This is a genomic window from Microbacterium sp. GXS0129, from assembly GCF_044769785.1.
In the GTDB taxonomy this organism is placed as follows: domain Bacteria; phylum Actinomycetota; class Actinomycetes; order Actinomycetales; family Microbacteriaceae; genus Microbacterium; species Microbacterium nymphoidis.
In genome coordinates, this window is sequence record NZ_JBIZVZ010000001.1 from 573,827 (window position 1) to 591,470 (window position 17,644).

A 17,644-nucleotide genomic window follows, 5' to 3' on the forward strand; every position below is an offset into this window, starting at 1 on the left:
GGGCGCATTTCACAACCGATCCCGGAATGTGAAGGCGGCGTCGCATGTGCGCAGTTGTGCGTTGAGATTGCCGGGGCCCCGCAGATCAGGCAGAGTCGGGCCGCAGCGCGCTCGTCGAGTCCCCGGCACACCCTGGCGCGCCTGCACGGTGGTGTCGGCAGGAGCTCGGGAGCTCCTTCGGCTGCGCACGGGGCGCTCCGATCGGTCGATCCCACCGGGTCGGGTCGCGGCGTCGGAACCGCGGCCCGACCACCGGGATGTCTGGGCCGGAGATGGAAAACGCACCTCGGAGCGCTCTCGGAAGTGCGTTTTCGATCTTCGACGAAGGCTCAGTTCCGCAGGCGTGCCCGGACCCCCGCGATGGTGTCGTCGTCGAGGCCGCCGGATCGGAGATACGCCGCCGACCCGCCGCGTTCGTCGATCCACGCGAAGGCGGATTCGATGGCCTCGCGGGGCGTGCCGGAGAGCAGTTCGGTCACCGCGGGGACGAGCGGGACCCCCATCGCTGCGACGCGCGCGGTCATCGCCTCCGCCCACGCGCCGCTGAGGTTCTGCTCACTCTGGGTGTAGTCGTCGACGACAGCGTCGCGTTCAGCGCCGGCGATGTCCAGCATCAACGCCGTGGCCACCCCGGTCCGGTCCTTGCCCGCCGTGCAGTGCACGAGCACCCCGGGGCGATCTGCGTTCTCGGGCGACGCGATGCTTCGCGCGACGTCGGCGAATGCGGGCGCGGCATGCTGCAGCATCCCGAGGTACAGCTGCGAGATGCTCGGGATGCGCTCGAGCATGCGTCGCATCATCTCCGCGTCCACCGCCATTCCGGGCGTGGGAGCGGCGCCCGTGGGCAATGCCCCCTCCAGGAGCGACAGATGGTGCTCGGCGATCGGTACGCCCGCGGGGAGGCGGTTCGGCGCCTCCGCGCGCTCGCTCTCGGTGCGGAAGTCGATGATCGTCCCGATCGGGCTCGAAGCGATCACCTCGAGACCGGCATCGGTGACCGCGGCGAGGGCGTCGGAGCGGTACAGCACACCGGCGGCGATGGAGCCGCCGTCGGTGAGCGGCAGACCACCCACGTCGCGGGAGTTGTGCGTGCCGGGGATCAGGGGTGTCATACGGTCTCCTGGGTGAGGGTGTCGGTTGCGGTCAGGGCGCGGCGCCGCTCGTAGGCGTCCCGGCGCAGCACGGGGCGAAGCGCGGGGAGCGTGAGCAGTGAGGCGAGCACCGCGATGGTACCGACCAGGTACAGCGCGAGATAGTTCTTGTCGCCGCCGGAGACGGGGTCGCTTCCGCCGATGAGCACGACCAGCGGCGCGAGGGCGGGCGCCAGCGACTGCGGCAGGGTCTTGGCCAGGTTGAAGATGCCGAGGAACTTGCCCTCCTGACCCACGGGAAGTGTGCGCATCGACAGCGCCAGATCGACGGAGTAGTAGGCGCCGAGCGCGAGACCCGCGAGCAGCGTGCTCACCCAGAAGACGGCGACGCTCTGCGTGAAGGCCTTCATCAGCAGCGATGTCGCCATCAGCACCGCGGCCCCCACGATGAAGGAGGTGTAGTTGCCGCGCTTTCCCGCAAGGTAGCCGCACGCGAACGCGGCCGCGAAGTTGAGGGCCGCTCCCACGAGAGTCGCCATGGACGTGAGCGATGCCGCGCCGGTCTGGTCCATCCCGAGCCGCACGATCAGGTAGAACAGCCCGAACGTGCTGACGATGGTGTAGCCGAACTGCATCGCGGCGCGCTGGATCCACACCAGCGTGAACATGCGGTGCCGGAACGGGTTGAACGCGAACGCGGAGAAGATCTGCAGCAGCGAGCGGTGGCCGGTGTCCGTGCGCGCGACCGGCGGGTCGGGGAGTTTGATGCAGGCGATCACGACGATGATCACCGAGATGACGGGCATGGCCAGGATCACGAGGGACAGGTTCGAGGCGAACAGCGCCGCGATGATCATCGCCGGGACGAGTCCCAGGAATCCGAACGCGCCGAGGATGCCGGAGGCCTTCGAGCGCTGCTCCTCCGGGACCTGTTCGGCCAGCAGCGCCGACATGGCTGCGATGGTCGCGTTGTAGGCGGCCTGCGAGAGCACCCAGCCGAGGATGAGCACGGGGATGTTGTCGGCGAGCGCGAGCACGACGGCAGCGAGTAGTCCGGCGACCACGCCGCCGACGAGCCACGGGCGGCGCCGGCCCCACCGGCTCGTCGTGCGGTCGGATAGATGGCCGAAGATCGGGTTCGCCACGAGCGCGGCAACCGCGCCGATCGCGGTGACCAGTCCGATCGCCCCCTCCTTCTCCGATTCGGGGACGATCTGGAGCACCTTCAGGGAGAGCGAGACGACCAGCGGGGTGATGAGGGCGCCGATGGTGGCGAGCTCGATGATCGCGAGCAGATAGATGCGCGACATCGGCACGCGGGGCTGTTCGGCGGCGATGGATGGCGAAGCCATGGGGATCCTTCCAGAGGCGGTGGTCCCTCATTGGACCAGTGGATCACGTACGGAAATGAACAACCTAGTGACGACTAGGTTAATTCAGCAGACCGTAGCGCGCATCTGCGATCCGCCGCAAGAGTTGGTGTGAAATTTACCTAGTGACTACTAAGTTTGGTGTAGCGTGACGGATCACGTCCCATCGGAGGAGCACCATGACCGCATCGCACACCTCGGCACGCGTCGAGCAATTGATCGCCGAGATGACCCTCGCGGAGAAGGTCGGCTCCCTCCTCGTGGCGCGGGTCGTCACCGCCGAAGGCGGCGAGCTCTGGGAGGGGCGCGATGATCAGTCGCCAGTGGGCTTCGGCGCCACCACCGAGCTGATCAGGGAACGATTCATCACTCACCTGACGCTGATGAACCCGGCCCCCGTCGCCGATCTCGCCCGCTGGGGCTCGCGCGTGCGAGCGCTCGCGGCCGGGACCCGCCTCGGCATCCCGGTCTCCCTCGCGGCCGACCCGGTGCACGGCCGGGACCGCAATGCGCAGGTGGCGATGAGCGGCGGAGGATTCACGACGCTGCCGGAGCCGATCGGGCTCGCTGCCACCCACGATCCCGATCTCGTCCGCGAGACCGCCCGGATGATCGGGGCGGAGCTTCGCGCCGCGGGACTGCACATCGCCCTTCATCCGATGGCCGATCTCGCCACCGAGCCGCGGTGGGCACGGATCGCGGGCACGTTCGGGGAATCGCCCGAACTCGCCGCCGAGATGGCGCGCGCGTACGTGGCGGGACTTCAGGAATCCGGCGTCGCCGCCACCGTCAAGCACTTCCCCGGCGGCGGGCCGCAGCGGGGAGGTCACGACGCGCATTTCGCCGAAGGTGCGCACACCGTCTACCCGGGAGGACGTTTCGAGGACCACCTGGCGCCGTTCGCCGCAGCCATCCGCGCGGGAGCGGTGCGGGTGATGCCGGGCTATGCCGCACCACTCGGACTGGATTACGACGCGGTGGGCTTCGCCTTCGAGAAGCGACTCATCACCGACGTGCTGCGCACTCGGCTCGGCTTCGACGGAGTCGTGATCACCGACTTCAACATCGTCCACGGCATGAGCCTTCCCCGCCTCGGCGTGCAGCTTCCCGTTCGTGCGTGGGGGCTTCTGGATCTGGATCCGGTCGACCGGGTGGCGCGCCTGTTCGACGCCGGCGTGGACCAGCTCGGGGGAGAGGACGACCCGAGCACCGTGCTCGAAGCCGTCGAGCGCGGGCTGGTGTCCGAGGAGCGCATCGACGAGTCCGTCCGTCGTGTCCTCGCCGAGAAGGAGCGGCTCGGGCTCTTCGACGACCCCGCCGCACGGGCCGCTGCGCCCGAGGACATTCCCGAACGAATCGCCACGCGCGAGCACCTGGCCCTCGCCCGCCGGGCGCAGGCCGCGTCGATCGTCGCGTTGCAGGGCGAGCCGGTGCGGATCGAGCCCGGCACGCGCGTGTATGCGGAGGGGATGGATCCGCAGATCCTCGCCCGGCGGGCGACGGTGGTGGACGATCCTGCGGACGCGGATCTGGCGATCCTCCGGCTGGTTGCCGCCTATGAGCCCGGGGAGGGGATGATGGGTCAGGCGTTCCATGGCGGCAGCCTGGAGTATCCCGCGGCGGAGATCGTCCGCATCACGCAGGTCGTCCGGCAGGTCCCCACGGTGATCGACGTCATGCTGGAGCGCCCGGCGGTGCTCACGCCCTTCACCGAGCTCCCGGTCGTGATGACGGGCACGTTCGGTGTGGATGACGATGCCCTCCTGGACGCCATCACCGGACACGTGGACGCCACTGGCCGGCTGCCGTTCGACCTGCCGCGGTCCATGGCCGCGGTGATCGCGTCGCGCGAGGACGTCCCCTTCGACACGGCCGATCCGTTGTTCTCCTTCGGGTTCGGCCTCCGGTGGTCCCGGATCGGGGCGAATGCCTCATAGGGTCAGAGGGTGACTGAAACCGCGCCCGCCCTCACCGACGCCGACGGCCGCATCGCCCGCGGCGACGAGCGTCGCACCAAGATCCTCGCTGCGGCGACCCGGGAGTTCGGTCGCCGCGGCTACGACAAGACGCGGGTGGCCGACATCGCGCGCGCGGCCGGCGTCACCGACGCGGGCGTGCTGCACCATTTCGCCACCAAGCAGGACCTGTTCATGGCCGTCGTCGAGCGGCGTGAAGAGGTCTACCAGCAGATCCGCCTGCCCGCCGCATCCGTGCGGGCCCTGTTCGACGACTTCATCGGTGCCGTGCGGTCCGCGGCGCAGGAGCCTGATCTGCTCCGGTTCCGTGTCATGCTCACCGGGGCGTCACGCATGGAGGGCAACCCGGCGTACGGGCGCGCCGTGCTGGGCCTGGAGAACGCCCTGCGGGTCCTCGTGCCGTTCGTTCGCGACCGCATCGCAGCGGGCGAGCTGCGGGATGACACCGATCCGCAGCAGCTGATCCTCGAGCTCCTCGCGCTCAACGAAGGAATCCGCGACCAGTGGGCCACGCTCCCGGAGAGCATCGATTACGTCGCCGTGTTCACGGCAGCGGCCGAAGCGCTCTACGCCCGTGTCCGCGCGCTCGGGTAGCGTCAGAGGATGCGCGCGCTTCAGCAGGCTCTCCTCGGTGGCGGCACCCTTCTCATCGTCCTGGGTATCGCCCTGATGCTCATCGACGTCTCGCGGATGATGGGCATCGGCGTGACGATCATCGGTGCGGCGGCGATGGGTGCATCGCTGGCGATCTCGATGCGGGCGCCGCGCGATGACGATCGCCGCGGCCCGCGCCCCCGCCCCTGACGCGAGGCTTCCGTCTGAGGGCGGGAATCCACGCGTCGCGGCGATTCTCGCCCCCGCCCCTGACGTCTCGGGGGAGCCGTCGCTCAGTGCCGGAAGGAGAAGGCGCCGTCGGCGAAGAGTCGCTGACCCGACACCCACCGGCCCTCCGGCGACAGCAGGAACGACACCACCGCGGCGATGTCACGGGGCGTGCCGAGCCGGCCCATCGGGGTCCCCGCAGCCAGCACCTCACGGGTCGGTTCGTCCATCCATCCGGTGTCGATCGGCCCCGGGTTCAGCACGTTCGCGGAGATCCCGCGCGGGCCGAGTTCCCGCGCCGCGGAGCGGACGAGTCTGTCCAGGGCTCCCTTGGATGCGCCATACGGCAGGTTCCCCGTGGTGTGATCGCTGGTGAGCGCGAGGATCGCGCCGCCGGATGCGGGGGCCTGCCGGGCGAAGGCGGCGATGAGCAGCAGCGACGCGCGCGCGTTGATCGCGACGTGCCGGTCGAAGCTCTCGGCGGTGGTGTCCAGCAGCCCGCTCTCCACATCGTGGGCGTGCGAGAGGACGAGGGCGGTGATCGGGCCGTGCGCCGCGGCCACGTCGGCAATCAGGGTGTCCGGCGCGCTCGGGTCCGCGAGATCGCAGGGATGGTCGGCATCGTGCAGGTCGCTGGTGACCACGCGCCAGCCGTCGGCGCGCAACCGCGGAACGATCCCCGCGGCGATGCTGTTGGCGCGAGCGACGCCGGTGACGAGGGCGAGGGGTGGATGGGTCATGTCTGTCCGATCAGGGGTGTTCAGGGGTTCTCAGGGTCGGCGTACATCGGAAGATGTACGTTGCAGGTCCGCCTCTCGGGCGATGTGCCGAGGCTGCGGTGTTTCTAGCGTGGAAGCATGAACATCACGAAGGAGCCCGCCGGCCGCCGCACCCGTCCCGCTCGATCGAGCGCACCGGTGCGTACCGCCGAGGTGATGATGTCGTTGCTGATCGGCATGCTGGCCGGCTGGCTCGTGGCCCTCGCGCTTCCGCGTGAGCCCATCGCCGCCGTCGTCGGCATCCCGGTCGCGATCGCGGTCGCGCTGATCGCCGACTTCGTGATCTCGCGGGTGCGGCGCCGCTATCTCGCCAACGACTGAGCAGGGCCGCACTCCGCGGGGGCGAGAGTGCGCACGACGCGCGCACTCTCGCCCACATTCGGACGACTGGCATCAGGTGAGCTCGTCGATCCGGCCGGCGTCATCGATACGGAGCGTGCGATTGATGCCGAGGCCATCGAGGAACGCCTGGTCGTGACTGGTCACCAGGATCGCGCCGCGATAGCCCGAGAGCGCACTGACGAACTGCTCGACCGTGTCGATGTCGAGGTTGTTGGTCGGCTCGTCGAGCACGAGCAGCTGCGCGGGCGGTTCGGCCAGGAGCAGCTGAGCGAGGGCGACGCGGAAGCGCTCCCCGCCGGACAGCGTGCCGACCGGGCGCTCGGCGGCCGCCCCGCGGACGAGGAAGCGCGCCAGGCGGTTGCGCAGCTCCCGGTCGGGAAGGTGCGGCGCCGCCTCCGCGATGTTCTGCGTGGCCGATCGTGCGTCATCCAGTCCGTCCAGGCGCTGCGAGAGCAGGCCGATCCGGTCGGTGTGTGCCTCCGCCGTCAGATGCGGCAGCCAGTGCGCCGGCTCCCCGGTGACGAGGGAACGCAACAGCGTGGTCTTGCCCACGCCGTTGGCTCCCACGAGTGCCGTGCGCTCCGGACCCTGCAGGATCCACTCCCGCTCACCGTCGGTGAGGGTGGCGATCCGGCGCCCGGCCGCGACATCCGGGTCGGGCAGATCGATGCGGATGGTGTCGTCGTCGCGGATGCGCCGCTCTGCCGCCTCGTGCGCCGCTCGCGCGGTGTCCTCCTTCTCCCGCATCTCCGTGCGCAGGTTCCCGGCCGAGACCTGGGCGGCCATCCGGCGCCCGTGCGCCACGATCTTCGGCACGCGCTTCTCGCGCTCGGCCTTCTTCGCCATCTTCGAGCGGGTGGCCAGCTTCAGGTCGGCTTCGATGCGCTCGCGCTTCTCGCGCCGTACGACGCCAGCTGCCGTGCGCTCAGCCGCCTTCGCCGCCTCCTGCTCGGCGTCCAGCCAGGCACGCCATTCGGAGTAGGGACCGCCGAACACCGACAGTTGGCCGTCGTAGAGCTCGGCCGTGTCGTCCATGAGCTCGAGCAGCTCGGTGTCGTGGCTCACCACGATGAGCGTGCCCGGCCACGTGCCCACGAGCGCACCCAGCCGCGCCCGCGCGTCGCGGTCGAGGTTGTTGGTGGGCTCGTCCAGCAGGGTGATGTCGGGGCGGCGCAGGCGGAGCCCGGAGATGGCGGCGAGCATCGACTGCCCGCCGGAGAGGGTGCCGACCGTGCGGTCCAGGGCATCGGCGGAAAGGCCCGCGTCGGCGAGCGCGGTGATCGCGCGCGCCTCGATGTCCCAGTCGGTCCCGATGGTGTCGAAATGCTCCGGTGCGACATCGCCGGATTCGACGGCGCGTACCGCCGCGAGGGTGTCGGCGATGCCCAACAGCTCGGCGACGGGACGATCCACGTCACGAGTCAGCCGCTGATCGAGCGTCGCCACGGCACCGCGGGACTCCACGCGCCCACCCGTGGGGGTGAGATCGCCCGCGATGAGCTTCAGCAGCGTGGACTTGCCCGAGCCGTTACGGCCCACGAGTCCGGTGCGGGCGGTGGAGAACGCGCCCGAGACGCCGTTCAGCGCGACGGTGCCGTCCGGCCAGGTGTAGGAAAGGTCGTCCAGGACGACGGATGGGGTCAATGGCATGAGATGAAACCTCCCGGTCAGTCGGAAGCGCTGACACGGACCCTGCCGAGGCGGTCGTCGAGGAGACGAGAGCGGCGACGCGGGTGCGACGTTCAGCGCGGGGGTGCGCTGAACGTCGGCCGACAAGCCGCGGATCGGGTGTCCCGATCGGTGACGGCGTCTCCGGAAAGAGGAGCGGGTGGTCGACGGATCAGCGCGCTTACAGCGCGGAAGCGTCGGAAACAATCACCGCTGGATCCTCACGTCGGGGACAGGACGTCGTCCACCATACCCGACGAGCTCAGATTTCGCATCCGGGCGTGTCGCGAGTCAGGCCTGCTTGGCGAGGAAGTGGCGGAGATCCTCCAGTTCCTCGCCGCTCACAGTGTGACCGAGCCCCGGATACACCCGCCCGGACAGCGCGCTGTGGGCGGGAAGCCAACCGGCCGTGAAGTCGATGGCGGCGCGGGGGATCACCTCGTCCATGCTGCCGCGACCCCAGAAGACCGGGACGCGCAGCTCGGTGAGCCGGGCATCCTCCTCGCGCTCTTCGTCGGCGGCGTATCCCGACAGGTTCACCGCGAAGCGCACGCGCTCGGGCGCGAGCCGCAGCGTCTGCAGCGCCACCGCGCCGCCCTGGGAGAACCCGATCAGACCCACGCGGTCCAGGCCACGCGCATCGAGCCAGTCGAGGAGGGCGCGCGCGGCCCGCGTGATACCGGCGGCATCCCGGGTGCCGGGCTCATCGATGTCGTACCAGGAATGGCCGGACAACGGCCAGCGCGGTGCCAGGGGTGCCCGCACCGCCGCGTAGACCGCGTCATCGGCGAGGTGCGGCACAAGGCCGAAGAGGTCGTTCTCGTCGGACCCGTAGCCGTGCAGGAGCACCGTCACCGGTGCGTCGGTCTGCGGCCGGGACCAGCGCACCGCTGCATCGTCGAGCATCAGTCCGTCACCCATGTGCTCATCCTTCCAGAGCCCGCCGACACCTGTAGGAACGGCCCTTATCCCCAGATCCGCCCCGGGGCGTTTCGGTCGCGTACCGCGCCCGTACATTCGGATCGTGATTCTGCACGCCTACATCGATGAGACCGGCGATCGAGGGCAGTCGGGCAAACCGAAGACGAGCCCGATCTTCGGGATGGCGGCGGTGATCGTGTCCGACGCGGCAGCCGCGAGGCTGAGGGCCGTCATCCGTCATCTGCGTGAGACGTTCCGTGTCCCCGACGGCACCGTCATGTCGTGGAAGAACCATCTCAAGACTCATCACCGTCGGCAGTATGCGGCTAACTCGTTGGCCGCCGTGGAGGGCGTGACCATCGTGTACGTGTACTGCCAGAAGGATCGCGTGAGCGGCAGCTACGTGTACAACACGGAGCGGTTCTACAACTACGTGGCCAAGATGACGTACACGAATGTGATGTGGGCAGCGCGAGGGCTCGATGCCGAGGGGATACACACACGATTCGGGCACGTGCGAGGGCATGATCACCTTCCGACCAAGGAGTACTTGCAGCGTGAGGCGCGACTCGATCGGCGTGTGCCGCACGATCTCGAGCGAGGACTGCGGTGGGTGTCGGCCGACCGCTATCTGGAAAGCCAGGCCGCGGACCTGTATGGCGGCTTTCTCAAAGCCGCCTTGTGGCCGGGGGAGTTCGGGCTGGTGGAGCCGCAGTACATCCGCACGATCTGGCACCAGGTCCGCCGCGGCGATGAGGGCTGCCCGGTCCCGCTGGGGTTCATGTCCATGCCGAGCAACGAACTCGCGCGAGCGCTGCCGTGGAACCCCTGCGACTGCAGCGTCTGCAACAGCATTCGGGTCGTGGGAAGCCCCCAGGGGCCGATCCACTGAAGGAGTGCGGTGGCAGCACCGCGGGCAACCCTGGCGAGCATCACACGACCCGACAGGCGAAGATGCTAACACGATGCGGTCGGTGGCGACGCAGTCCTCCACAGCCGCGAGGAGATACCGCTCGCTCATCCTTCCGGAGCCCGCGGACACCTGCGCGACCGGGGCGTCGGGTATACAGGAAGCATGACCGTACGCACGCCTGACCCCGACCCCGCCGACGACGGTCGCGACCCCCTGGAGGGTCTCACCGGGATGGGCCACCAGATGCGGGTGCCCGGGTCCAACCCGGGCTGGCTGAGCGACGTCGAGCTGCTGGAGGCCCGCCGCCATCTGCCGATCCTCTACGTGGAGGCCGTGCCGGTGCGCACGGACGGGACGGGCGCGGTCACCGATGTCGGGATTCTGCTTCGCGCGACGCCGATGGGTGAGATCACCCGCACCATCGTGTCGGGCCGGGTGCGCTACGGCGAGACGGTGCGCGATGCCCTGTTCCGCCACCTCGAGAACGACCTCGGCCCGATGGCGTTCCCGATGCTGCCGCCGCAGCCGACGCCCTTCACGGTGGCGGAGTACTTCCCGATCCCCGGCGTGAGTGCGTTCCACGATGACCGTCAGCACGCGGTCTCGCTCGCGTTCGTCGTACCCGTGACCGGGACGTGCGAGCCGCGCCAGGACGCGCTGGAGGTCACCTGGCTCACACCGGAGGAGGCGCAGAGCGCGGAGCTGGCGGCGGAGATGGAGGGCGGTCGCGGCACGCTGGTGCGGCAGGCCCTCGCCTCGGTGGGTGCCCTGCGCTGACGCTGGGGCCCGCACTACGCAGACGCGCCGCGGGAGTACGGATCATCCGCCCTGCGTAGTGCACAACTGCGGCCTCGCGCCGTACCGTTCGCTCGATCCCGCACCCGCGGGACGCAAGTGAACGGAGTCGTGATGATCATTCGTCGTACTGCGGTGAAGCTCGCGCTCGCCGCCGTCGTCGCCGTTGCCGCCGTGCCCATGACCGCGGGAGCCGCCTTCGCGGCACCGCACGCCGAGCAGATGGACGGCAGCGACCACGGCAACAGCAACATGCCGGCCCGCCAGGACCCGCAGCCGGATCGGGGCCAGGACTGTCTGGTGCACGGTAATTGGGGCGGGATCAACGAGGACCACTGCGGTCCCTCGAACCCCGACACGTGAGCCGGCGACGCCCCAGCGTCCGAGAGCGGTGTCGTCCTCGGACGCCGAGGGCGCTCAGCGTGCGGCGGTCTCCGCGGCGAGCAGCTCCACCAGTGAGTCGACATCGGACTCCGCGGTGTCGAAGCTGCACACCCACCGCACCTCGCGGCGCGCCTCGTCCCAGTCGTAGAAGCGGAACGTCTCGCGGAGGCGGTCGGCGACGCCGGCCGGCAGCGTGAGGAAGAGTCCGTTGGCCTGCGTCGGCTGCGTGAACTCCACCCCGGTGATCTCGCCTGCGGCGATGCGGCTGTCGATGGCACCACGCAGTCGCGCCGCCATGGCGTTGGAGTGGCGTGCGTTGCGCAGGTACAGGTCGCCCTCGTAGAGCGCGATGAGCTGTGCCGAGACGAAGCGCATCTTCGAGGCGAGCTGCATGTTGGTCTTGCGGAGATAGGTCAGGCCCTCGGACGCCTCGGGGTTCAGCACGACGATCGCCTCCGCGACCATGGCACCGTTCTTCGTGCCGCCGACGCTCAGTACGTCCACGCCCGCGTCCCGCGTGAAAGCGCGAAGCGGAAGATCCAGCGCCGCGGCGGCGTTGGCGATGCGTGAGCCGTCCATGTGCAGGTGCATGCCGAGGGAGTGGACGTGATCGGCGATGGCGCGGATCTCCTCGACCGAGTACAGGGTGCCCAGCTCGGTGGACTGGGTGAGGGAGACCACGAGCGGCTGCGCGCGGTGCTCGTCGCCCCATCCGCGGGCCTCGATGTCGATCAGCTCGGGCGTGAGCTTGCCGTCCTCAGTGGGTACCGTCCACAGCTTGATGCCGCCGACCTTCTCCGGTGCGCCGCCCTCGTCGACGTTGATGTGAGCGCTCTGCGCGCAGACCACGGCGCCCCAGCGGGGGAGCATCGACTGCAGTCCCACCACGTTCGCACCGGTGCCGTTGAACACCGGGAAGCTCTCCACGCCCTCACCGAAGTGACCGCGGAACACCTCGGCCAGCCGGGCGCTGTACACGTCCTCGCCGTAGGCCACCTGGTGGCCGTCGTTGGCGGCTGCAATAGCTGTCATCACCTCGGGGTGGATGCCGGAGTAGTTGTCGGAGGCGAAGCCGCGGAGGTTGACGTCGTGGATCGTGGTCACCTTCCCAGCCTAGAACCTCGCTCCGCCTGCGAGCACGCGGTCCCAGCCCGTCGTAGGCTCCCGTCATGAAGACGACGACGTTCGAGAGCGAGCTGTATTCCGTGGATGGTCGCAACACCGCGATCCGCGTGTCCGCGCAGGTGCTCGACGAGTGGGGTGTGGGCAAGCGGGTGCCGGTGATCGTCTCGGTCAACGGTTTCGAGTACCGCTCCACGATCACCCCGATGGGCGGCCAGTTCCTCATTCCGTTCTCGTCGGACAAGCGCGCCGCAACGGGGCTCGGGGCCGGCGATGAGATCACGGTCACGCTCACCCACGACACCGCGGAACGCACGGTCGACGTGCCGGATGACCTCGCCGCCGCGCTGGATGCCGCCGGGCTGCGCCCGGCCTTCGATGCCCTCGCATTCACCTTCCGCAAGGAACACGCGCGCGCCGTCGTCGACGCGAAGAAGCCCGAGACCCGGCAGCGGCGCATCGAGGCCGTGATCGCGAAGCTCGGCGGTTGACGGATGCCGGACGAGGAGCGCGACGGCGCGACGGGCCCGCCGCGGATGCACACCGATCAGCTGGCGATCGATGCCGAGCAGGTCGAACGGCTCGTCGCGACGGCGCGACCGGAGTGGGCGGGCCGACCGGTCACGGCCATCCGATCGCAGGGGACCGTCAACGCGATCTTCCGCGTGGGACGTACGATCGCCGCGCGCTTCGCGCTGCAGCCGGACGAGCCGGTGGCGCACCGCACCGCGCTCGAGCGTGAGGCGCGTCGGTCCGCGCGCTTCCTGCAGGTGTGTCCGGTGGCCGTCCCGGAACCGCTGCTGATCGGCGATGCGGGGGAAGGGTATCCGCTGGTATGGACGGCACAGAGCTGGGTGGACGGTGACGTGGTCGATCCTCGCGCCTTCCGGGACGCACGCGACCTGGCGGATGACCTCATCGATCTGCTCGCGACGCTGCGGGATGTGGACGTGGCCGGCGAGGCGTTTCGCGGCTACGGGCGCGGCGATGTCCTCGCGCCGTTCGACGAGTGGGTGCAGGAGTGCCTCCGCCGCAGCGTCGGCATGATCGACACCGCCGCGATCGGCGCACTGTGGTCGCGGCTCCGAGACCTTCCCGCCCCAGCGGGACGGAGCCTCAGTCACACCGACCTGGTCCCAGGCAACGTGCTCGTGCGGGACGGGCGCCTGGTGGGGCTGCTCGACACCGGAGACGCATCAGCCGCCGACCCGGCCCTGGATCTCGTCATCGCCTGGCACCTCTTCGATCCCGCGATGCGGGAGCGGATGAGGACGGGACTCGGATCGTCGCCGGACGAGTGGGCGCGCGGTGCGGGATGGGCGCTGGTGCAGGCGATCGGACTGGTCTGGTACTACGAGTCCAGCAATCCCGTCATGGCGGCTCTTGGTCGCTCGACGCTGGATCGTCTCGCCACGTCCGCGCTGTGATTCAGCGGATCGGGGTGGTGGTGTCGGTCGCCTCGCGCAGGGGGCCGCGCATGAGGTTCCAGTACCGCACCGGCATGGCACGGGTGATCCAGTCCACCAGATACGCCTTGCGTCCGATCATGGTGCGAGCGCGTCGCTCGATCGTGGCGCGGATGATGATCTGCGCGGCCTCCTCCGGCTCGGTCTCGTACATGTGAGCCTGGGCCGCGGCCGCCCGGGCAGCGATGGCGGGGTCGATCGCGGCCGCGTACCGGCCGTGCAGGATGATTCCGGTCTTCACTCCGGCCGGATAGATCGCCCCCACGCTGACGGTGGATCCCTCCAGCTCGTGCCGCAGAGCTTCGGTGAACCCGCGCACCGCGTACTTGCTCATCGCGTACGGGATACGGCCGGCGGGGGCGCCGAGAGCGTAGATCGAGGCCAGGTGCGTGATATGGGCGGCAGGGGAGCGTCGCAGTGCGGGGAGCAGGGCTTTCGTGATCGAGACGGTGCCCCAGAGGTTCACATCCATGAGCCAGCGCATCTCCGCCATCGTGAGCTGGTCGAGGGTGCCGAGCATCGACGATCCGGCACAGGTGACGAGGGCCTGGACGGCCCCCTGTGTGCGCTCGATCTCGCCGGCGGCCTCAGCCACCGCATCGTCATCGACGAGGTCCACGGTGTGGGTGGTGACCATGCCGGCCGGCAGCTCCGCCGACAGGCGGGCCAGCCCCTCGGTGTCGCGATCGAGCAGGGCCAGTCGTGCACCGCGCGCCGCGAGGCCACGCGCCACCTGTGCACCCATTCCGCTCGCGGCGCCCGTGATGACCGTGAGGTTGCCCGTCACGTCCAGTTTCGCCATGCTGACCTCCGACTCGTCCGGCACCGGCGCCGGACCTCTCGATTCTGCCGTGAGCGCGCGGCGGCTGTCCGGAGCCGGTGCGGAAAGGCGGGCGTGTCGGGCGTGGGCGACTACGCTGAGAAGACCGGTGTCGTGCGGCCCGGGCTGCGATGACGCAGAAACGTGGACGACAGGGGAGGCCCGGTGGGAGCGAAGCTCAATGAAGCGATCGCCGAGGGCATGTCCATTGCACTGGCAGCCGGCCGGCTGTCGCTGAAGAATCAGATTCTGGTGGACACGATCGCGGGTGATGCCGCGTTCGAGTCCGATCACTTCATGCAGGTTGCGCGCGAGATCCTCAACGATCTGGCCGACGAGGCCGAAGATGCCGCCAACCGGCTGAAGCGGCAGGGGCGCAAGGCGTGGGGCAAGTACTCGCAGTCCGATGGCACCCACGACTACCGCGATCGGGACGTCAAGAACCTGCGCCGCCGCCGCAAGCAGTCCGCGGGCGTCGCCGTGCGTCTGCGCCAGCTCGCCGCCGATGACGAGCAGGTGCATGAGCTCGTGGAGGAGGGGCGCGAGGCCGCCTGGGGCGATGTCTCATCCAACCTGGATCGCCGATTGCGCGCCGAGAGCATGCGCCCGGACGCCGACCCCGACTACGCCAAGATGCGCGACGCCCGGATGCAGGCCCTGCGGCTGGTGGATCTACAGGCTCTGGAGTCGCAGGTTCGCGCCCGGAAGAAGGCGGAGAAGGCCGAGAAAGCCGAGCGCAAGGCCGCGAAGGGGAAGTCCTGATCCGCTCGGAGAACGCGGGCTCGACGCGCCCGGGCGGTCCCGGCCGATTCGCGCTCCGCGACAGAGTGCGTTAGGCTGATCTACGGCCGCCGCGCGAAAGTGCAGAAGCCGAAAATGCGCCCGTAGCTCAATGGATAGAGCATCTGACTACGGATCAGAAGGTTAGGGGTTCGAGTCCCTTCGGGCGCACACTGTGTTGAGACAGTAGACGAAGACCTCCGGTGAGAGCCGGGGGTCTTCGTCGTTTCGCCGTGGCGGAGGCGAGTGCGGAGATCAGTCGGCACTGTTGAACGACACCCACTCGGTCCAGGTCATCGTCTCCCCGCGAATCAGCTCGGGGTGCTCGACGCTGTGCCGCAGGCCCAGAAGGTACACATCCAGCTGGCGGAGATGCAGCTGGATCGCGCGCTCACGATCGGTGGGGATGCTGGGGCGCAAATGGGTGATCGCGATCATCAGCTCGCCCGGGCCGAAGTCGGCGGGGACGATTCCGCGTTCCCGATCCACCGCGATCAGCTCCTCGAGCGCTTCCCGCAGCTCTTCTGCGGCGGCGTCGACGTCGGGGTTTCGCAGCACATGCCGGCCGAACGTGGTGGCGAGCGGGCTCGCCGCCTCACGCAGGTGGCGCTCCAGGAAGGCTCGCACGACAGACGGCGCTCGTGCCGACAAGGCGTCCTGGGCGATCTGTGTGACCTGGTGCAGTGCGCGCAGGCGGAGATCGAGCGTGAGCGCGTCCTTGCTGGGGTAGCGACGGTAGATGGTGGCGACACCCACGCCGGCGCGCTCCGCGATCGCCGACATCGGCGCATCGAAGCCGCGCTCGACGAACACCTCGCGCGCGGCGTTCAGGACGGCGTCGTCGTTGCTGCGCGCCTCGGCGGCCCTGCCGCGCAGCGGAGCCCCGCGGGGTGAATCGAAGGTCATGTTGACACGATACCGATCGTCGGGTGTTTAATCGGAACGAACTATTCCGTTCCGATTAGGAGACGATCATGACAGCACCCGTGCGAACCATCGAGCAGGCGGAGGTACGGTCGGGTCCGGTCGTGTTCGCGCTCGCGCTCGCGGTCCTCGGCTTCTCGCTGATGCAGACCCTCCTCGTTCCGGCGCTGCCAGAACTCGCTCACTCGTTCGAAGCCCAACCGGGCGCCGCGGGCTGGATCCTCACCGTCTATCTGCTGGCAGGAGCGGTCACCGCTCCGATCCTGGGCGCCCTCGGCGATCTGCACGGGCATCGACGTCTGCTCCTGGTGACCTTGGCTCTGTTCGCCGTCGGCAGCGTCCTGGCCTTCTTCGCCCCGTCGTTCGCCGTGCTGCTCGTAGCCCGCGTGGTGCAGGGCGCCGCGACGGCGTCATTCCCGCTCGCCCTGGCCATCGTGCGAGTGCAGCTGCCGGCTGAGCGACGAGCGGCGGCCATCGGCTGGCTCAGCGGCATGCTCGGGCTCGGTGCCGGATCCGCACTGGTGATCGGCGGCATCCTCACCGATGTGGTCGGCTGGCGGGGACTGTTCGGATTCGGCGCGATGATGGCGCTGGCGAGTCTTGCCGCGGTCGCCCGGTGGGTGCCGCGCGGTCACGGTCGCAGGGTGGGCCGGCTGGATCTCGCCGGGGCAGCGCTGCTTGCCGCCGGACTCGCCGCGCTCCTTCTGGCGATCTCCCAGGGATCGACCTGGGGATGGGCGTCGCCGGCGGCGATCGGCCTGTTCGCCGCCGCGGCTGCCGGGTTCGCGGGCCTGGTGCTGGTCGAGCGGCGCACCGCCGTGCCGGTCGTCGATGTCCGTTCGTTGGCCGATGTGCGGCTGGCCCTCGTCAGCCTCGTGACGGTGTTCCTGGGGTTTGTGCCCTACCTGTTCTACGTCGCACTCCCGATCCTGCTCGAATCGCCCGCCGGGATCGGGCACGGCATGTCGGTGACCGCGGCGGGCATCGCGATGCTCCCGAGCGCGGTGCTGGTGTTCGTGGGTGGACGCCTTGCGCCCGCGCTCATCTCCCGTGTGCCGGGAGGCGTGGTGGTCTCCCTCGCCCTGGTCGTGATGCTCGCGGGCAGCACTCTGGCGGCGCTCTGGCCGTCGTCCCTCGCCGCCGTGGTGATCGGATTCGCGCTGATCGGGTTCGGCAACGGTGCCGGTTTCGCCGCGGCGTCCGACCTCGTCACACGCATCGCCCCGCGGGACGAGGTGGCAGCCGCCGCGGGTCTGAACGGTGTGCTCCGCACCGTCGGCTCCGCGGTGGGCATTCCGGTGACAGGGGCGATCCTCGCGACCTCCGCCGTGGACGAGGCGGGCCTGCGCGCACTGTTCCTGCTCGCTGCCGTCGCCAGTCTGGTCGCTGCCCTGCTCGGCGCGCTGATCCGGCGCGCGTGAATCTCCGGACGAACGGCAGCGCCGCCCGGAGAGTCTCCGAGCGGCGCTGT

19 protein-coding genes and 1 tRNA gene are annotated in these 17,644 nt (G+C 69.5%); 12 read left to right on the forward strand and 8 right to left on the reverse strand.

Features of this window, described 5'->3' with window-relative positions; genetic code table 11:
• Positions 1 to 329: 329 nt before the first annotated feature.
• Both ACIQJ5_RS02485 and ACIQJ5_RS02490 read right to left on the reverse strand, forming a co-directional pair.
• On the reverse strand, positions 330 to 1,112 hold the full coding sequence (locus tag ACIQJ5_RS02485; protein WP_402840577.1) for a tyrosine-protein phosphatase: 783 nt from the start codon (positions 1,110 to 1,112) through the stop codon (positions 330 to 332).
• Entirely contained in the window at positions 1,109 to 2,443 is a 1,335-nt protein-coding gene (locus ACIQJ5_RS02490; RefSeq protein ID WP_231090603.1) for an MFS transporter, read from the reverse strand. The genes ACIQJ5_RS02485 and ACIQJ5_RS02490 overlap by 4 nt, the downstream gene beginning before the upstream one ends.
• A 197-nt stretch (positions 2,444 to 2,640) precedes the next feature.
• Between ACIQJ5_RS02490 and ACIQJ5_RS02495 the strand changes: the two genes are divergently transcribed.
• The 3 genes from ACIQJ5_RS02495 to ACIQJ5_RS02505 are packed head-to-tail and all read left to right on the forward strand — an operon-like array spanning position 2,641 to position 5,241.
• Entirely contained in the window at positions 2,641 to 4,398 is a 1,758-nt protein-coding gene (locus ACIQJ5_RS02495) for a glycoside hydrolase family 3 protein (protein ID WP_402840581.1), read from the forward strand.
• Between the two features lie 9 nt (positions 4,399 to 4,407).
• Complete coding sequence (locus tag ACIQJ5_RS02500; protein ID WP_231090601.1) at positions 4,408 to 5,031, forward strand: TetR/AcrR family transcriptional regulator; 624 nt, start codon at positions 4,408 to 4,410, stop codon at positions 5,029 to 5,031.
• A 9-nt stretch (positions 5,032 to 5,040) separates the two neighbouring features.
• Positions 5,041 to 5,241: a hypothetical protein gene (locus tag ACIQJ5_RS02505; RefSeq protein WP_231090600.1), complete on the forward strand. Its 201-nt coding sequence runs from the start codon at positions 5,041 to 5,043 to the stop codon at positions 5,239 to 5,241.
• Between the two features lie 83 nt (positions 5,242 to 5,324).
• Here ACIQJ5_RS02505 and ACIQJ5_RS02510 read toward each other — a convergent pair whose 3' ends face one another.
• Positions 5,325 to 5,999: an SDR family NAD(P)-dependent oxidoreductase gene (locus tag ACIQJ5_RS02510; RefSeq protein WP_231090599.1), complete on the reverse strand. Its 675-nt coding sequence runs from the start codon at positions 5,997 to 5,999 to the stop codon at positions 5,325 to 5,327.
• A gap of 117 nt (positions 6,000 to 6,116) precedes the next feature.
• Here ACIQJ5_RS02510 and ACIQJ5_RS02515 point away from each other — a divergent pair, with 117 nt between their 5' ends.
• Entirely contained in the window at positions 6,117 to 6,359 is a 243-nt protein-coding gene (locus ACIQJ5_RS02515; protein WP_231090598.1) for a hypothetical protein, read from the forward strand.
• 72 nt (positions 6,360 to 6,431) lie between these two features.
• On the opposite strand, the gene ACIQJ5_RS02520 is transcribed toward ACIQJ5_RS02515, so the two are convergent.
• Positions 6,432 to 8,030, reverse strand: coding sequence for an ABC-F family ATP-binding cassette domain-containing protein (locus tag ACIQJ5_RS02520; protein WP_402840587.1), 1,599 nt, complete (start codon positions 8,028 to 8,030; stop codon positions 6,432 to 6,434).
• Between the two features lie 309 nt (positions 8,031 to 8,339).
• The gene (locus ACIQJ5_RS02525) at positions 8,340 to 8,969 is read right to left on the reverse strand and encodes an alpha/beta hydrolase (RefSeq protein ID WP_231090596.1); all 630 of its coding nucleotides are present in this window, start codon (positions 8,967 to 8,969) and stop codon (positions 8,340 to 8,342) included.
• A 103-nt stretch (positions 8,970 to 9,072) separates the two neighbouring features.
• Between ACIQJ5_RS02525 and ACIQJ5_RS02530 the strand changes: the two genes are divergently transcribed.
• The 3 genes from ACIQJ5_RS02530 to ACIQJ5_RS02540 all read left to right on the forward strand — a co-directional run bounded on the left by ACIQJ5_RS02530 (position 9,073) and on the right by ACIQJ5_RS02540 (position 11,040).
• Positions 9,073 to 9,861 (forward strand): DUF3800 domain-containing protein, encoded by a 789-nt coding sequence (locus ACIQJ5_RS02530; protein WP_231090595.1) that lies wholly within the window; start codon positions 9,073 to 9,075, stop codon positions 9,859 to 9,861.
• Positions 9,862 to 10,044: 183 nt separating this feature from the next.
• On the forward strand, positions 10,045 to 10,659 hold the full coding sequence (locus tag ACIQJ5_RS02535) for an NUDIX hydrolase family protein (protein WP_231090594.1): 615 nt from the start codon (positions 10,045 to 10,047) through the stop codon (positions 10,657 to 10,659).
• Between the two features lie 132 nt (positions 10,660 to 10,791).
• Positions 10,792 to 11,040 (forward strand): hypothetical protein, encoded by a 249-nt coding sequence (locus tag ACIQJ5_RS02540; RefSeq protein ID WP_231090593.1) that lies wholly within the window; start codon positions 10,792 to 10,794, stop codon positions 11,038 to 11,040.
• Positions 11,041 to 11,094: 54 nt separating this feature from the next.
• On the opposite strand, the gene ACIQJ5_RS02545 is transcribed toward ACIQJ5_RS02540, so the two are convergent.
• Entirely contained in the window at positions 11,095 to 12,165 is a 1,071-nt protein-coding gene (locus ACIQJ5_RS02545) for a threonine aldolase family protein (RefSeq protein ID WP_402840592.1), read from the reverse strand.
• Positions 12,166 to 12,230: 65 nt separating this feature from the next.
• On the opposite strand from ACIQJ5_RS02545, the gene ACIQJ5_RS02550 reads away from it, so the two are divergent.
• Positions 12,231 to 12,674: a YdeI/OmpD-associated family protein gene (locus ACIQJ5_RS02550; RefSeq protein ID WP_402840594.1), complete on the forward strand. Its 444-nt coding sequence runs from the start codon at positions 12,231 to 12,233 to the stop codon at positions 12,672 to 12,674.
• 3 nt (positions 12,675 to 12,677) lie between these two features.
• Positions 12,678 to 13,610 (forward strand): phosphotransferase, encoded by a 933-nt coding sequence (locus ACIQJ5_RS02555; RefSeq protein WP_402840597.1) that lies wholly within the window; start codon positions 12,678 to 12,680, stop codon positions 13,608 to 13,610.
• Position 13,611: 1 nt separating this feature from the next.
• Here ACIQJ5_RS02555 and ACIQJ5_RS02560 read toward each other — a convergent pair whose 3' ends face one another.
• Positions 13,612 to 14,451, reverse strand: a complete 840-nt coding sequence (locus tag ACIQJ5_RS02560; RefSeq protein ID WP_402840600.1) for an SDR family NAD(P)-dependent oxidoreductase — start codon at positions 14,449 to 14,451, stop codon at positions 13,612 to 13,614.
• 183 nt (positions 14,452 to 14,634) lie between these two features.
• Between ACIQJ5_RS02560 and ACIQJ5_RS02565 the strand changes: the two genes are divergently transcribed.
• Together ACIQJ5_RS02565 and ACIQJ5_RS02570 are read left to right on the forward strand one after the other, a co-directional pair.
• Positions 14,635 to 15,231 (forward strand): asparagine synthase, encoded by a 597-nt coding sequence (locus tag ACIQJ5_RS02565; protein WP_402840603.1) that lies wholly within the window; start codon positions 14,635 to 14,637, stop codon positions 15,229 to 15,231.
• Between the two features lie 116 nt (positions 15,232 to 15,347).
• Positions 15,348 to 15,420 (forward strand) — tRNA-Arg (locus tag ACIQJ5_RS02570).
• An 84-nt stretch (positions 15,421 to 15,504) separates the two neighbouring features.
• Here the strand turns inward: ACIQJ5_RS02570 and ACIQJ5_RS02575 are convergent.
• Positions 15,505 to 16,155, reverse strand: coding sequence for a TetR/AcrR family transcriptional regulator (locus tag ACIQJ5_RS02575; protein WP_231090587.1), 651 nt, complete (start codon positions 16,153 to 16,155; stop codon positions 15,505 to 15,507).
• A gap of 68 nt (positions 16,156 to 16,223) precedes the next feature.
• Here ACIQJ5_RS02575 and ACIQJ5_RS02580 point away from each other — a divergent pair, with 68 nt between their 5' ends.
• Complete coding sequence (locus ACIQJ5_RS02580; RefSeq protein WP_402840606.1) at positions 16,224 to 17,594, forward strand: MFS transporter; 1,371 nt, start codon at positions 16,224 to 16,226, stop codon at positions 17,592 to 17,594.
• Positions 17,595 to 17,644: the final 50 nt, after the last annotated feature.